At 65.5% G+C, this 14,402-nt stretch carries 15 protein-coding genes; 3 read left to right on the top strand and 12 right to left on the bottom strand.

The features are described 5' to 3' along the window. Positions 1 to 37 precede the first annotated feature (37 nt). Genes EL335_RS10155 through EL335_RS10145 form a run of 3 tightly spaced genes read left to right on the top strand, consistent with a single transcriptional unit; the run spans position 38 to position 3,488 of the window. Complete coding sequence (locus EL335_RS10155) at positions 38 to 610, top strand: Uma2 family endonuclease (protein ID WP_126446577.1); 573 nt, start codon at positions 38 to 40, stop codon at positions 608 to 610. Continuing rightward, a complete protein-coding gene (locus EL335_RS10150; RefSeq protein WP_126446575.1) occupies positions 607 to 1,428 on the top strand; it encodes a CbbQ/NirQ/NorQ/GpvN family protein in 822 nt (273 codons plus the stop codon). The genes EL335_RS10155 and EL335_RS10150 overlap by 4 nt, the downstream gene beginning before the upstream one ends. Further along, positions 1,425 to 3,488, top strand: coding sequence for a nitric oxide reductase activation protein NorD (locus EL335_RS10145; protein WP_126446573.1), 2,064 nt, complete (start codon positions 1,425 to 1,427; stop codon positions 3,486 to 3,488). The genes EL335_RS10150 and EL335_RS10145 overlap by 4 nt, the downstream gene beginning before the upstream one ends. Here EL335_RS10145 and EL335_RS10140 read toward each other — a convergent pair whose 3' ends face one another. From EL335_RS10140 to pdhA, 12 genes are all read right to left on the bottom strand, one after another. Beyond that, positions 3,489 to 4,106: a CBS domain-containing protein gene (locus EL335_RS10140; protein ID WP_284155330.1), complete on the bottom strand. Its 618-nt coding sequence runs from the start codon at positions 4,104 to 4,106 to the stop codon at positions 3,489 to 3,491. A 21-nt stretch (positions 4,107 to 4,127) separates the two neighbouring features. Further along, the gene (locus tag EL335_RS10135) at positions 4,128 to 5,093 is read right to left on the bottom strand and encodes an L-threonylcarbamoyladenylate synthase (RefSeq protein WP_126446571.1); all 966 of its coding nucleotides are present in this window, start codon (positions 5,091 to 5,093) and stop codon (positions 4,128 to 4,130) included. Next, positions 5,086 to 6,234 carry a 5-(carboxyamino)imidazole ribonucleotide synthase gene (locus tag EL335_RS10130; RefSeq protein ID WP_126446569.1) on the bottom strand — a complete coding sequence of 383 codons (1,149 nt, stop codon included), beginning with the start codon at positions 6,232 to 6,234 and terminating at the stop codon, positions 5,086 to 5,088. Before EL335_RS10130 ends, EL335_RS10135 begins: the two co-directional genes overlap by 8 nt. After that, positions 6,231 to 6,737 (bottom strand): 5-(carboxyamino)imidazole ribonucleotide mutase, encoded by a 507-nt coding sequence (purE, locus tag EL335_RS10125; RefSeq protein WP_126446566.1) that lies wholly within the window; start codon positions 6,735 to 6,737, stop codon positions 6,231 to 6,233. The genes EL335_RS10130 and purE overlap by 4 nt, the downstream gene beginning before the upstream one ends. Beyond that, positions 6,734 to 7,588: a bifunctional methylenetetrahydrofolate dehydrogenase/methenyltetrahydrofolate cyclohydrolase FolD gene (folD, locus tag EL335_RS10120; protein ID WP_126446564.1), complete on the bottom strand. Its 855-nt coding sequence runs from the start codon at positions 7,586 to 7,588 to the stop codon at positions 6,734 to 6,736. The genes purE and folD overlap by 4 nt, the downstream gene beginning before the upstream one ends. After that, the gene (locus tag EL335_RS10115) at positions 7,585 to 8,214 is read right to left on the bottom strand and encodes an indolepyruvate oxidoreductase subunit beta (RefSeq protein ID WP_126446562.1); all 630 of its coding nucleotides are present in this window, start codon (positions 8,212 to 8,214) and stop codon (positions 7,585 to 7,587) included. Before EL335_RS10115 ends, folD begins: the two co-directional genes overlap by 4 nt. A 218-nt stretch (positions 8,215 to 8,432) precedes the next feature. After that, positions 8,433 to 10,283, bottom strand: a complete 1,851-nt coding sequence (locus tag EL335_RS10110; RefSeq protein WP_284155329.1) for a thiamine pyrophosphate-dependent enzyme — start codon at positions 10,281 to 10,283, stop codon at positions 8,433 to 8,435. Between the two features lie 120 nt (positions 10,284 to 10,403). Beyond that, positions 10,404 to 10,907 carry a BCAM0308 family protein gene (locus tag EL335_RS10105; protein ID WP_126446558.1) on the bottom strand — a complete coding sequence of 168 codons (504 nt, stop codon included), beginning with the start codon at positions 10,905 to 10,907 and terminating at the stop codon, positions 10,404 to 10,406. Beyond that, a complete protein-coding gene (locus tag EL335_RS10100; RefSeq protein WP_126446556.1) occupies positions 10,904 to 11,164 on the bottom strand; it encodes an acyl carrier protein in 261 nt (86 codons plus the stop codon). The genes EL335_RS10105 and EL335_RS10100 overlap by 4 nt, the downstream gene beginning before the upstream one ends. Further along, a complete protein-coding gene (locus tag EL335_RS10095) occupies positions 11,161 to 12,429 on the bottom strand; it encodes a dihydrolipoamide acetyltransferase family protein (RefSeq protein ID WP_126446554.1) in 1,269 nt (422 codons plus the stop codon). The genes EL335_RS10100 and EL335_RS10095 overlap by 4 nt, the downstream gene beginning before the upstream one ends. After that, positions 12,426 to 13,400 (bottom strand): alpha-ketoacid dehydrogenase subunit beta, encoded by a 975-nt coding sequence (locus tag EL335_RS10090; protein WP_126446552.1) that lies wholly within the window; start codon positions 13,398 to 13,400, stop codon positions 12,426 to 12,428. The genes EL335_RS10095 and EL335_RS10090 overlap by 4 nt, the downstream gene beginning before the upstream one ends. Beyond that, positions 13,397 to 14,401, bottom strand: coding sequence for a pyruvate dehydrogenase (acetyl-transferring) E1 component subunit alpha (pdhA, locus tag EL335_RS10085; RefSeq protein ID WP_126446550.1), 1,005 nt, complete (start codon positions 14,399 to 14,401; stop codon positions 13,397 to 13,399). Before pdhA ends, EL335_RS10090 begins: the two co-directional genes overlap by 4 nt. Position 14,402: the final 1 nt, after the last annotated feature.

Genomic DNA, 14,402 nt, shown 5'->3' with positions numbered 1-14,402 from the left:
GAGCATAATTGCGTACGGATTTTTGGGGAGACGCACGATGAACCAAGCGCAACCGAAATGGTCCCTCGACGAGTATCTCGACTGGGAGGGAAAGCAGCCCGAGCGCAACTTCTACTATCGCGGCGAGATCTTCGCGATGGTCGCCGTACGCCAGGCGCACGCGCAAGTAACGCTCAACCTCGGCGCCGCCTTCAAATCTGTCTTGCGCGGCACGCCCTGCCGCGCGTTCGTCGCCGACATGAAGTTGCGCATCGATGCTGCCGATGCCGTCTTCTATCCTGACGTAATGGTCAGCTGCGATGCGCGCGATCGCGCCACGCCGCTGTGGCTCGCCCATCCGAAGCTGATCGTCGAGGTGCTTTCCGATTCGACCGCGGCCTTCGACCGTGGCGCGAAATTCGCCGCCTGCCGGTTGATCGACACCCTGGAGGAATATGCGCTGATCGACATCGATGCCAGGCGCACCGAGGTTTTCCGGCGCAATGCCGAGGGCCGTTGGGTGCTCTACGAATTCATTGGCGACGAGCCGGTCGAATTCCAGAGCATCGGTGTGACGATCGATGCGGCGACGCTGTATGAAAACGTCGAGGACGTGAGCGAAGCGCAATGAACCATCGACAGCTACGCACCATCACGCCCGAGCTGGAACGTGTCGGCGCCGAACCGCATTACCAGCCGGTCGGCGACGAAGTCGCGCTATTCGAAGCTGCGGCGCAAAAGCGCCTGCCGGTGCTCTTGAAGGGTCCGACCGGCTGCGGCAAGACGCGCTTCGTCGAATACATGGCCTGGAAGCTCGGCCGGCCGCTGGTGACGGTGGCTTGCCACGACGATCTGACCACCGCGGATCTGGTCGGCCGCTATCTGATCGTCGGCGACGAGACAGTCTGGCTCGACGGTCCCTTGACCGCCGCGGTACGCGCCGGCGCGATCTGCTATCTCGACGAGATCGTCGAGGCGAGGAAGGACACCACCGTGGTGATCCACCCGCTCGCCGATTCGCGCCGCGCGCTGGCGGTCGACAAGCGCGGCGAGCTGATCCCGGCGCCGCCCGAGTTCATGCTGGTGATCTCTTACAACCCCGGTTACCAGAGCGTGCTGAAGGAGATCAAGCCCTCGACGCGCCAGCGCTTCGTCGCGCTCGAATTCGACTATCCGGCCGCCGAGCTCGAGGCGCGCATCGTCGCCGTCGAGGGCGGCGTCGATGAGGAGACGGCAAAAAAGCTCGTCAAACTCGGGCAGCTCACCCGCAATCTGAAAGGCGCTGGCTTGGACGAGGGCGCCAGCACGCGGCTTTTGGTGCATGCCGCACAGCTGATCGACGCCGGCATGGCGGCCGCCGTCGCCGCGCGCGCGGCGGTGGCGCGGGCGCTCACCGACGATCCCGACATGACGCAAACCCTCGACGATCTGGTGCGGGCGGTGTTTTGAGCGCAAGAAAGCTGTTCACCCACGAGCTCGAGGAACTGCTCGACGCCTTTCTGTTCGCTTCGCCGTCGCACCGCTCGATCGAGCGGCTCGCGGCGATGCTCGAAGCACTGCCGCGCCGCCAGCAGGAGTTCGTGCTGCGGGTCGCGCGCGGCGCGGCGAAGACCAATACCGAGCTCGCCTATCTGATCGCCACGCTCGCGCCCGGAATGCTCGAGCGCTTCAGCGAAAAGGATTTCGAAGCCTGGGTGATTCAGGGGCTCGATGTATTCGACAAGCAGGGGCTGCGGCCGGCGATCGAGACCCTGCGCGACGTAGACGCTTTCCTCGCCGCCCGCGAAGGCCGGCTGCCGGCGAAGTTCGCCGAGGTCGAACCACGCCTGTCGCGGTTCGTGCTGGGGCTTTCCGGCCGGCCGCTGGCGCTGAAAGCGGGTAGCCATCCCTGGACGGACACCGAGACGATCTATCTGCCCGAACGCATTTCCCGCTTTGCCAATGCCGAGGACAACCGCCGCGCCTATCAGGGGCTGGCGGTGCAGCTGTGGGCGCAGACACGCTATGGCACTTTTGACGTCGATCTGGAGGCGGCGCTGTCACGCTGGCCGGAGCGCGAGCAGGCGCTCACTTGGCTTGAGCATCTCGAAGCAGTGCGGCTGGAAGCTTGTGTTGCACGCGATCTGCCGGGGCTGGGCGCGTTGCTCGCCGAGCTGCGCGAGCCCTGGCCGCAGATGCTGCATCCTGCATTGGCCGAATTGCAGGCGCAGGGCGCCGATGTGCGTGTCTCGCTCGATTGGCTGGCGCGTCTGATGGCCGCCGGCGCCGTGCCGCCAGCGCCGACTTTCATTGCCCGGCTGGAACCGGGGATCGCCTGGCGCGTGCGCAACGAGCGCATCGCGCGCGACACCGAGACGCTGAGGAAGGCGCTCGGTGCGCTGAAAGGCGCTGCGGGCAAGCGCGAGGCGGGTGGCCACGAATTCACGGCCGCGATGAACACCGCGACGGGTGAGCTGGAAGTGCATATCGACGGCCAGGCCGTGCAGTTGCCGGAGGCGGCACGCGCGGCGGCGGCTTCGCTGCTGCAGGATCTCGGCCAGGTGCCGCCCGAGGCGCTCGCGCCCGCCGGGGATGCACCGTGGACGCCCGACGACCGGCCGAAAGAGGGCGCGCCGGAAATGGTGAACAGCCGCGAGCCCGATCATCGCTATGACGAGTGGGACTTCCATCGCAACGCCTACCGGCGCGGCTGGTGTCATGTCTATGTCACGGACGTGAAGCCGGGTGACGGCGCCTTCGTGCGCGCCACACGCCAGCGTTACGCCCATTTCATCGCGCAGCTGAAGCGCCGCTTCGAGGCGCTGCGCGGCGAGGATCGCATGCTCGGCCGTCAGAGCGAGGGCGAGGAGATCGATCTCGATGCGCTGATCGAGGCGGTCAATGACCGCAAAAGTGGCGCCGAACCCTCGCCGCGGCTGTTTTGCCGACGCGTCAGGAATGAACGCAGCCTGGCGGCACTGTTCATGATCGACATGAGCGGCTCGACCAAGGGCTGGGTCAATGATGCCGAGCGCGAGGCGCTGGTGATGCTCTGCGAGGCGCTGGAAAAACTCGGCGATGCCTACGCGATCTACGGTTTTTCCGGCTGGACGCGCACGCGCTGCGACATCTACTGCATCAAGAACTTCGCCGATCCTTATGACGATACGGTGCGCGCGCGCATCGACGGCATCGAGGCCAAGGACTACACGCGCATGGGCGTGGCGATCCGCCATCTAACGTGCCTGCTCGCTGCGCAGCCGGCGCGCCACAAGCTTCTGGTGACGCTCTCGGATGGCCGCCCCGACGATTTCGGCGACGAATATCGCGGTACCTATGGCATCGAAGACACGCGCCGCGCGCTGCAGGAAGCGCGCGAGCAGGGGATCCGCAGCTATTGCATCACCATCGACCGCCAAGGGGCCGATTATCTGAAGCACATGATGGGCCCGGCGGCCTACACGGTGCTCGACGATGTGAAGAAACTGCCGCTCAAGATCGCCGACATCTACCGCAAGCTGACGAATTGATCAGCCATTGTCCCGCGCGAGATAACTTTCGATCTCGGTAAACGTCGAGGCGACATCGAAGGTCTGGATCGGGGCGCCGAGCTGGCGGCCGATTTGCGTGGCCGAGAAGATGCCGCGGATGCGCATCCGGCCGGTGAGCGGATCGCGTTCGCCGACCAGCGCGTGCTGGCGCTTCAAAGCCTGCAGCGTGTCGATCACGTCGCTGACCTTGGCCTTCAGGACGTCGCCGAGCATGATCAGGTCGATGTCCTCGCGCGGACACATCAGATCCTTGACCAACAGATCGCCAAACTTGCCGCCGAGTTTCTGCACCATCTGGATCGGCCGCTCGCCGGTCGTGTCGCGCGCGGTGATCACGCCCAACACCTCGTCGTCGCGATTGACGACCAAGAGCAGGCGCACGCCGCGCGAGATCATCGTCTGGGTGGCGACGGCAAGCGGCACGTCGGGGCCGATCGTCGCCGCGGAAACCTGTTTCAGGTCGGTCATCACGCTCAACGCCGGTGAGTCGGCGCGCACCGGCGTGAATGTCGTGGGCTCGGAAAAGCCGGTGCCCGGCGGGGCTTTCACCGTCGGCAGCGGGTGATGGACGGGCTGTTCTTTTTCGATCTTGCTCATGATTCGCTTTCCTCCTTGTGTCTATCTGCCGGAGCCGGCCGAGGCGCGCATCAGCCGGTCGATGACGGCGGGCCAAGGCGGCCGCTGCACGATGATCAGGTCGGCGCCGGCGCCATCCAGGGTGCGCAGCGTAGCATACAGCGCGTGCGCGTAGGCCGCGGCATCGCGTGGCGCCACCTGCCAGGCGACGATCAGCGGGTGTTCGATCGGCGCCGGATAGGGGGCGAGCACGGCGATTTTCTCGCCTTTGCCCAGCGCGGTGCGCACCGCGACTGCCACCGTGTCGTCGGGCACCAAGAGCAGCGGCGTGCGCGGCGCGTAATGGGCGAGATGCGAGCCGGGCGCTTTCACGGAGCTGGTATTGACCACCTCGGCCGGCATGCGGCCAAGGAAGATGCCGAGGTCGAAAGCGCTGATCATGCCGGGACGCAGGATCGTGGTGCGCTCGCTGCTCATGTCGACGATCGTCGATTCGATGCCGACCTGGCAGGGGCCGCCATCGAGGATCAGCGCTACCGCATCGCCGAGATCGTCCCGGACGTGCTGCGCGGTGGTCGGGCTGATGCGGCCATACTTGTTCGCCGACGGTGCCGCGATGCCGCCGCCGAAGGCGCGCAGCAGCTCGAGCGCGAGCGGATGGTTCGGCACGCGCAGGCCGACCGTGTCCTGTCCGCCGGTGACGACATCCGGCACGTCGGGATGACGCTTGAGGATCAGGGTCAGCGGGCCAGGCCAGAACTTTTCCGCCACCGCGCGCGCGGCCGGCGATACCTCGCCTGCCCAAGCCGGCAGATGCGAGGCATCCGGGATGTGCACGATCAGCGGATGGTCGGCCGGCCGGCCCTTGACGGCGAAGATCTTCGCCACCGCGGCGGGATTTCTCGCATCGGCGCCGAGGCCATAGACGGTCTCGGTCGGAAAGGCGACCAATTCGCCGGCCTTGAGCAAGTCGACGGCGCGCTGGATGTCCGGGTGCGCTTCAGTCATCTCCGATCCCCATCGCGTGCCGTGCCGCCAGCGCCGACTTTTGCACTTCTTCGGCGTTGGCGCCGATCACGGTGAAATGCCCCATCTTGCGCCCCGGGCGGGGATGGTGTTTGCCGTAGAGGTGCAGCTTGAGATTCGGGATGGCGAGCAGCTGCGACCAGTCCGGCTCCTTGGCGTGATGTGGGTCCTCACAGTACCAGATGTCGCCGAGCAGATTGACCATGACGGCCGCCGAGTGCTGGCGCGGATCGGCGAGCGGCAGGCCGCAGAGCGCGCGCAGCTGTTGCTCGAACTGGTTGGTGACACAGGCATCGAGCGTGTAGTGGCCCGAATTGTGTGGGCGCGGCGCCATCTCATTCACATAGAGCTGGCCGTGCACGACGAAGAATTCGACGCCGAGCGTGCCGACGTAGTCCATCTTTTGCGCGATGCCCTCGGCGATCTCTTCCGCGTTGCCGGCCAAGCAGCCCGAGGTGCGCGCCGGCGCGATCGAGACGTCGAGGATGCCCTTTCTGTGGCTGTTTTCGACGGGTGGGAAACACTTCACCCGACCCGCCTCGTCGCGCGCGAGCACCACCGAAACTTCATAGTCGAGCTTCAGTTGCTGCTCGAGCACGCAGGGCTCGTGGCGGAAGCTCGCCCAGGCTTTGAGCGCTTCCTCACGCGAAGCGACGCGCGCCTGGCCCTTGCCGTCATAGCCGAAGCGCGCCACCTTGAGGATGCCGGGGAAGAGACCGGCATTGGCGTTCTTCAGGTCGGCCTCGGTGCGGATGTCGGCGTAGGGTGCGTGCGGAAAGCCGTGTTTCTTCAGAAACGCCTTCTCTGCGCTGCGGTTCTGGCAGATGGCCACGGCCTCGGCCGACGGCCGCACGGTGACGAATTTGGCGAGGTAGGCCAGCGTGTCGGCGGGCACGTTCTCGAACTCGGTGGTCACCGCTGCACACTGGCCGGCGAGCTGCTCAAGCGCGTCGATATCGTCATAGGCGGCCTGGATGTGCAGGTCGGCGATCCTGCCGGCGGGGCTGTGTGGATCGGGATCGAGCACGACGACGCGGTAGCCCATTTCGTGCGCGGCGATCACGAAGAAGCGGCCGAGCTGGCCGCCGCCGAGCATGCCCAGCGTGGCGGGAGGAAGAATCACGCGGAAAGCTCCAGCTTCATCGCCAGTACCTTCTCGCGCAGCCCGACGCGGAAGTCGTCGAGCTTTTGCGCGAGTTCCTTGCCGCGCGCGTCATTGGCCGTCGCGATAATCGCCACGGCGGTGAGGGCTGCATTGGTAGCACCGGCCTCGCCGATCGCAAAGGTCGATACCGGCACGCCCTTGGGCATCTGCACGATGGAGAGCAGCGAGTCGAGGCCATTCAGATGCTTCGAGGGCACTGGCACGCCCAAGACAGGAACGATGGTCTTGGCCGCGAGCATGCCCGGCAGATGGGCCGCGCCGCCGGCGCCGGCGATGATCGCTTTCAGGCCGCGATCGAAAGCGCTGGCAGCGTAGTCGAAAAGGAGATCGGGTGTTCGGTGGGCCGAGACGACCTTGGCTTCATATGGCACGCCGAATTCATCCAGCACCCGTGCCGCGGCCTGCATCACCGGCCAGTCGGAATCCGATCCCATGACGATGCCGACGAGGGGCTGTGTCATTTCAATGTCCTTTCCGCCGCTGCGAGGGTATTGGCGAGCAGCATCGTGATCGTCATCGGCCCGACGCCACCCGGCACCGGGGTGATCGCGCCGGCCACTTCCTTGGCCGAGTCGAAATCGACGTCGCCACAGAGTTTTCCGTCGGGCAGGCGGTTGATGCCGACGTCGATCACGACTGCTCCCGGCTTGATCATCTCACCGCTGATCATCTTCGCCCGGCCCACCGCGGCGACAAGGATGTCGGCGCGCCGCGTGTGGAAGGCGAGGTCTTGGGTGCGTGAATGGCAGATGGTCACGGTGCAGTCTCGTTGCAGCAGCAGCATCGCCATCGGCTTGCCGACGATGTTGGAGCGGCCGACGATCACCGCCTCGGCGCCCTTCAAGGGCACGTTCGCGGACTCCAGCATCTTCATCACGCCGTAGGGCGTGCAGGGGATGAAGCGCGGCTTGCCCTGCATCAGCGCGCCGACGTTCTCGGCATGAAAGCCGTCGACGTCCTTCTCGGGCACGATCGCCTCGAGCACCGCGTCGGTGTCGAAGTGCTTGGGCAGCGGCAACTGGACGAGGATGCCATGCACCGTTGGATCGGCGTTCAACTCGGCGATCTTGCCGAGCACCACCGCCGGTTCGACGTTGGCGGGGTAGGTTTCACGGATCGAGCGGAAACCGGCCTTCTCGCAGGCGGCGACCTTGTTGCGGACATACACCTGGGAAGCCGGATCCTCGCCGACGAGGATCACGGCAAGGCAGGGGGTGATCCCCTGCGTGGCCTTGAGGGCGGCGGCCTTCTCGGCCAATTCGGCGCGCACGGCTTGAGCGAGCGCATTGCCGTCGATGATTTGGGCGGTCATGCTGTCTCCGTTTCCTTGGCGTGGGCGGCGGCCTTCTCCGCCGTGCGGCCGGCTTCGAAAGCCTTTTGGTTCAGTTCCACCATCTGCGGTTTCCTGGCACGGAAGCGCTTGACGATCGCTTCCAGCAATACGTCGGCCGGGAAGGGCAGGTGATCGGCCATCGCGCCGAGCATCACCGTGTTGCCCAGCCGGACGTCGCCCAGTTCCAGCGCGATCTTCATCGCATCGAAGGCATGTATGCGATAGCCCTTGGCGCGAATCTCGGCGATCGGATCGGGCGGATAGTCGTAGAGGCCGAGATCGACGACCGGCGGCACGATCTGCGCGGTGTTCATCAGCACCAGACCGCCGGGCTTGAGGTAGTGGCACCAGCGCAGGCCCTCGGCGGCCTCGAAGGCCACCAAGAGATCGGCCGTGCCCGGCATGATCTGCGGCGAGAGCACCTTCGGACCGAAGCGCAAGTGCGAGGAGACCACCCCGCCGCGCTGCGCCATGCCGGCGACTTCGGTTTTCTTGACGTCATGGCCGAGGGCGATCGCGGCTTCGGCCAGGATTTCCGTAGCGGTCATGACACCCTGGCCGCCGATGCCGACGACGAGGATGTTGGTGACATTGCTTTCAGGCATGGTGGCTTTTCAACCCAGATTGTCCATTGGAACGCGAGCGGGTATCAAAAGGCGAGGGCGAGCAGGTTTGCGTCACCGCGACGAGCCAATAACAGTGTCTGGCGATACGCGGGGGCGCAAAGATGCCGCCCGCAGATCGAAAACCGCCGCGTAGGGCGATGAAATTATCGTATCGGATGCTCATGGCGAATCAGCCTGGTCTAATGGACAATCTGGGTTCAATGCTTGACGAGGCGAATGGGTTTGCTCGGATCGGCAGGGACGATCGCATCCGGCGCGCAAGGCTGCACGCACAGGCCGCAGCCGGTGCACACCGAGGTCTCGATCCGGACGAATTGCAGCTCGACCTCCTTGCCGGAAGGTTTGATGGCTTTTTCGCGGCGCACGACATGGATCGCCGGACAGCCGACCTCGATGCAGTTGCCGCAGCCGGTGCATTTCGCGTCGAGCACCTCATAGGGCTTCTGCTTCTTGTAGTCGTCGATCAGCACGCAGGGCTGGTCGGTGATGATCACCGACACCTCGGGAATCTTGATCTCCTCGCGGATGGCCTTGAACAGCACCGGCAGCTGATATGGGTCGACGACATGGATGCGCTCCTTCTTGACGCCGAGCGCCTCGACCAGTTTGGCGAAATCGACGCGCGGCGCGGGCTCACCATGAATGTCGCGGCCGCTGCCCGGGTCGGGCTGGCCGCCGGTCATGCCCACGGCGCGGTTGTCGAGCAAGAGCACCGTGACGTTGCCGCGGTTATAGACGATGTCGAGCAGTCCCTGCATGCCCATGTGCAGAAAGGTCGAGTCGCCGATCACGGCCAGGATGCGCTTGTCCTTGTCCGCTTCGCCGCGCCCTTTGTCGAGGCCGAGCGCGATGCCCATCGAGGCGCCCATCGAGATCGTCGTGTCGAGCGCGTTCCACGGATGTCCGGCGCCGAGCGTGTAGCAGCCGATGTCGCCGGAGATCGTGATGTTCTTGATCTGCGACAGCGTGTAATAGACGCCCAAGTGCGGGCAGGCGACACACATCGTCGGCGGACGCGGAAACACCGGCGCGGGTGGGGCAAGATGCTCCGGCGCCGGCTCGCCGAGCAGCTTGGCGATCGCCGGCCTGAGCACATTGGGCGCAAGTTCCCCCTGCTTGGGCAGGAGGTCCTTGCCGTGGCAGGCGATGCCGGCGGCCTTGAGTTCCTTTTCGACCAAGGGTTCGACTTCCTCGACGACGATGAGCTTATCGACCGTGGCCGCGAAGGTGCGGATCTTCTCGACCGGCACCGGGCAGGAGAAGCCGAGCTTGAGCACCGGCGCGTCCGGGAAGCTCTCCTTCACATGCATGTAGGTGGGGCCGGAAGCGACGAAGCCGACGCGCCGATCGCGGCCGGATTCGACGCTGTTGAGCGGGCTCACCTCGGCAGCGGCGGCAAGCGCCACATCGCGCTCGAACATCAGCGGGATGCGCCGGCCCGCACCGGCCGGGGTCATCACCCAGCGCGCCGGATCCTTCTTGAAGCCGCCCAGGTTCGGATGCTCGGCGCGCGTGCCGACGCTGACCAGGCCCTTGACGTGATTGATGCGGGTGGTCATGCGCAGGATGACCGGCACCTGGTGCTGTTCGGAGAAATCGAAGGCCAGTTTCGTCATCTCGTAGGCCTCTTGGGAGTCGGCCGGTTCGAACACCGGCAGATGGGCAAAGCGGCCCCAGAAGCGCGAATCCTGCTCGTTTTGCGAAGACGATAGTCCGACGTCGTCGGCGATGGCGATCACCAGGCCGCCGATCACGCCGGTCAGCGTCAGCGTCATCAGCGCGTCGGAGGCGACGTTCATGCCGACGTGCTTCATCGCGCAAAACGCCCGGCTGCCAGCAAACGCGGCGCCGATCGCGACTTCGAGCGCGACTTTTTCATTGACCGACCATTCGGAATAAATCTCCGGATAGGTCGAGATGACCTCCAGCATTTCGGTCGAGGGCGTGCCGGGGTAGGCGGCGGCGACCTTGCAGCCGGATTCCCAGACGGCGCGGGCAACGGCTTCGTTACCGGAAAGGAATAGCCGGGACGGGTTTGAGGCGGGCATCACAGAGGCCATCGAAATCTCACAATCGGAAAAGGGGGCACGGGAAAACGAAAAACCCGCCGCGCAACGATCGCGGCGGGCCGCGCGAACGGCGATTATCCGGCTTCGGCCTGCAATCGTCTACCGTTCCCAGAACACTCGCAGCAGGTTCTCTCCTTCGTTGTAATGGAATTCGAGCTCGCCTTTGTGGGCATGCTCGAGCGCCTCGCCGATGGCGCGTGCCAGATGGCTGTCGGTGGTGGTCACCAGCACACCGCCGTCGGCCTGATCCTCGATGGCGATGATGCGCGCGAGTGGGTGTTCGGCCTTTTCCTTTTCCTCGCGATGGCGTACCAGCTTGATGAGCTCGTCGCGGTGCGCCGCGAAGTAGTCGCCGGACAGATGCACGAAGCCCATCGGCAGATGGTCGCGGATGCGTGCGCAGGCCGGGCAGGTGACTTCATGCGCACCTGCCGGCGGGCTGCCCCATTGCCAGCGTCCGGCATGGTAAATCGCGCCACAGACCTTGCACACCGACGGTTCGCTCAACTTGTGGCCGAGCTTGTAGGTGTCGTGGATCCGTTCCGGGCGCAGCTGGTCGCGCCGCACGGGACGGAAACCGGCAGCTGGAACGTTGGCTTTCATGATGCACTCCTTTCGGTGAGTTCATGTTGGAGATAGTCGAGCAGCGCGGCAAGCGTCGTCAGCCGCGCATAGTCCTTTTCAGGGATTTCGATGCCCAGCCGCTTGTTCAGACCGAGCAGGAAATTGAGCCAGTCCATCGAATCGAGATCGACCTGGCGCCGAAGCGGCAGGTCGTCGCGCAGAGTATCGCCCCCGACTTCCGGGGCGATGTTCTGCAACGTGGCGATGACGAGGTCACGCAGTTGGTTGCGGTTCATTTCGCCAGCTCCTCCGGTTGTTGCAGCAGATCGGAAAGCGTGCGCAGGAACAGCGCGCCACGATGGCCGTCGGAGACGCGGTGGTCGGCCGACAGGCTCGCGGTGACCACCGGCAGCACCTTGAGCCCCCCGTTTTCCGCCCACGGCCGTTCGGCGATGCGCCCGAAACCGACCAGCGCCACCTGCGGCGGCGTGATCACGCCGAACACGCCGTGGCTGCCCTGGTCGCCGAGATTGGTCACCGTGATCGTCGCATCGGTCAGCTCCGTGCGCTTTAGCGTGCCGGCGCGGGTGCGCCTCACCAGGTCGGCGAGCTCCTGCATCAGCTTTGTGAGCGGCTTGGTATCGGCATCGAGCAGCGCCGGGGCGATGAGACCGCCTTCGCGCAGCGAGATCGCCACGCCCAGATGCACTTTCTCGGCCGCGCGGAAGCCGCCGTCGAGATAATGGCCGTTGAGCTCGGGATAGTCGGCCAATGCGCGCGCCACGGCCTTGAGCAAAACCGCGGCCGGCAATAGGCGCTCGGCCAGCGGCCGTGCCGCGTTGCTTTCCTGCAGCCAGGCCAGCATGCGGGGAAGCGGGATGTCCTCGCTGACGTAGTAATGCGGGATCTCGCGCTTGGAACGGCTCATCGCCGCGGCGATGGTCTTGCGCATCTCGGCGCGACGGTCGGTGGTCGGCTTTTGCGCTGCGCTGGGCATGCGCGACTGGGCTACCGCTTCGACATCTTCGAGCGTCACCGCGCCCTGCGGTCCGCTGCCGGCGATGCTGCCGACATCGATGCCCAGCTCGGCGGCGCGTTTCCTCGCCGCCGGCGAGATGCGGCGGCGTTCCCCCATCTCTGGAACGGCTGGGGGTGCCGTCCCGCCAGCGCCGACTTTCCGAGACGAGTCGGCGCCCGGCGGGACGTCCTCATTTCCGCCAGCGCCGACTTTGCGCAGTGCACCAGTGCTCGACGCGACGTCCGGGCTTTCGCCGGTGCCGGTTTGTGTGGTTGCCGTCACTGGTTCGGCCGGCGGTGGTGTCTCGCCGGGTTCGAGCAGCAAGGCCATCACGGTGCCGACCGGCATCTTCTGCCCAGGCTCGGCGATCAAGCGATGGACGATGCCCGCCTGCCAGCTTTCGACGTCGATCGCCGCCTTCGCGGTATCGACGATCGCGATCACCTGGCCCTTCTCGACACGGTCGCCGGGTTTCACCTTCCATTCGAGCAGGGTCCCTTCGTCCATGTCGGCGCCCAGCGCGGGCAATTTGAATTCGATCATCCGAGCATCTCCCTGACCGCGGCGACGATCTTCTCGGGCTGCGGCAATGCTGCTTCTTCCAGATGTTTCGCGTAGGGGATCGGCACTTCCTCGGCGCACACGCGCGCGACCGGTGCATCGAGTTCGAAGAAGGCATTTTCCATGATGCGCGCCATCACCTCCGCGGCAAAGCCGCCGCTCTTCCAGTTCTCGTCGATGACTACCGCGCGATGGCATTTCGTCACTGTCGCGACGATGCTGGCGGTATCGAGGGGGCGCAGCACGCGCAGATCGAGCACCTCGGCTTCGATGCCGTCGGCGGCGAGCCTCTCCGCCGCGGCGAGGGTTTTGGGAAGACATCCGCCATAAGTGATCAGCGCGACGTCCCGGCCGGCGCGGCGCACCTTTGCGGTGGCGATATCGACGCCGGGATCCTCCGGCAGTTCGCCTTCCATATTGAACAGGCCGGCATGTTCGAAGATCACCACCGGGTCGGGGTCGGCGAGCGCCGGCGCGAGCATGTGACGGGCATCCTCGATGGTCGCCGGCGCCAGCACCTTGATGCCGGGGATGTGTGCATACCAGCCTTCGAGACTGTGCGAATGCTGCGCGGCGAGCTGACGGCCGGCGCCGGTGGCCATGCGGATCACCAACGGCACCGAGAGCTGCCCGCCCGACATGTGGCGTAACAGTGCTGCAGTATTGACGATCTGGTCGAGTGCCAGGAGGCTGAAATTCACCGTCATCACCTCGACGATTGGCCGCATCCCGCCCAGCGCGGCGCCGATGCCGGTGCCGACGAAGCCGAGCTCAGACAGTGGCGTGTCGCGGATGCGTTCGGGACCGAATTCGTCGAGGAAGCCTTTCGAGAACGCATAGGTGCCGCCATAACGGCCGACGTCCTCGCCCATCAGGAAGACCCGCGGATCGTTCTGCAAGGCCTCGCGCATCGCCTCGCGCATCGCCTCGCGGTAAGTGAGCTTCCGTCTCATGATGAATACACGTCCCTGAGCAGCGCCTCGACCGGCTCCCAACTGCCATTTTCGGCGAAGGCGACCGCGGTGGCTACTTCCTGCTGCGCTTGCGCATCGATGGCGAGGAATTCCTCTTCGCTCAGCTTGCCCTCGGCCTTGAGGCGCGCGCTGAAGGTGTGGATCGGCCCGCATGCCTTCCAGGCTTCGACCTCGTCCCTGTCGCGATACAGCTCCGCATCGAACATCGAATGGGCGCGGAAGCGATAGGTGCGATACTCGACGAACACCGGACCGCCATCCCTTCTCATCCGCGCCAGTGCCGCGCGCGTGGTCTCATGCACGGCGACGATGTCCATGCCGTCGGCCCGGAATGCCGGCATGCCGTAGGCGGCGGCCTTGGCGGAAAGATCGGTCACCGCCTCGGCCCGCTCGATCGCGGTGCCCATGCCATAGAGATTGTTCTCGCAGCAGAACAGCACCGGCAGCCGCCACAACGCGGCGAGATTCATCGCCTCGTGGAAAGCGCCCTCGGCCACTGCGCCATCGCCGAAGAAACAGGCGGTGATGCGGTCTTCGCGCTGCATCTTGGCGGCGAGGCCGAGACCGGTGGCGAGCGGCAGGCCGCCGCCGACGATCGCATTGCCGCCATACAGCCGCGTGGCCTTGTCGAACAGATGCATCGAGCCGCCACGGCCGCGCGAGCAGCCTTCCTGCTTGCCAAACATTTCGGCCATGATCGCGTTCATCGACAGACCGCGCACCAGCGCATGGCCATGCTCGCGGTAAGTGGCGACGACGTTGTCCTCGGGGCGCAGCGCATGCAGCGCGCCGACGGCCACCGCCTCCTCGCCGATGTACAGATGCAAAAAACCGCGGATCTTGCCGGCGCCATAGAGCTCGGCGCATTTCTCCTCCATCCGCCGGATGCGCACCATGTCGGCCAGCATCTTCAGGGCAAAGTCCTTCTCCCAGGGCACGGGACCGCTGGGTGGAGGCGGCGGACGATGCTCGATGACCATC

The organism is Sulfuricystis multivorans (genome assembly GCF_003966565.1).
In the GTDB taxonomy this organism is placed as follows: Bacteria; Pseudomonadota; Gammaproteobacteria; order Burkholderiales; family Rhodocyclaceae; genus Sulfuricystis; species Sulfuricystis multivorans.
The sequence above is the reverse complement of the archived record's forward strand: the minus strand, read 5'-3'. Positions and strand labels throughout refer to the sequence as shown.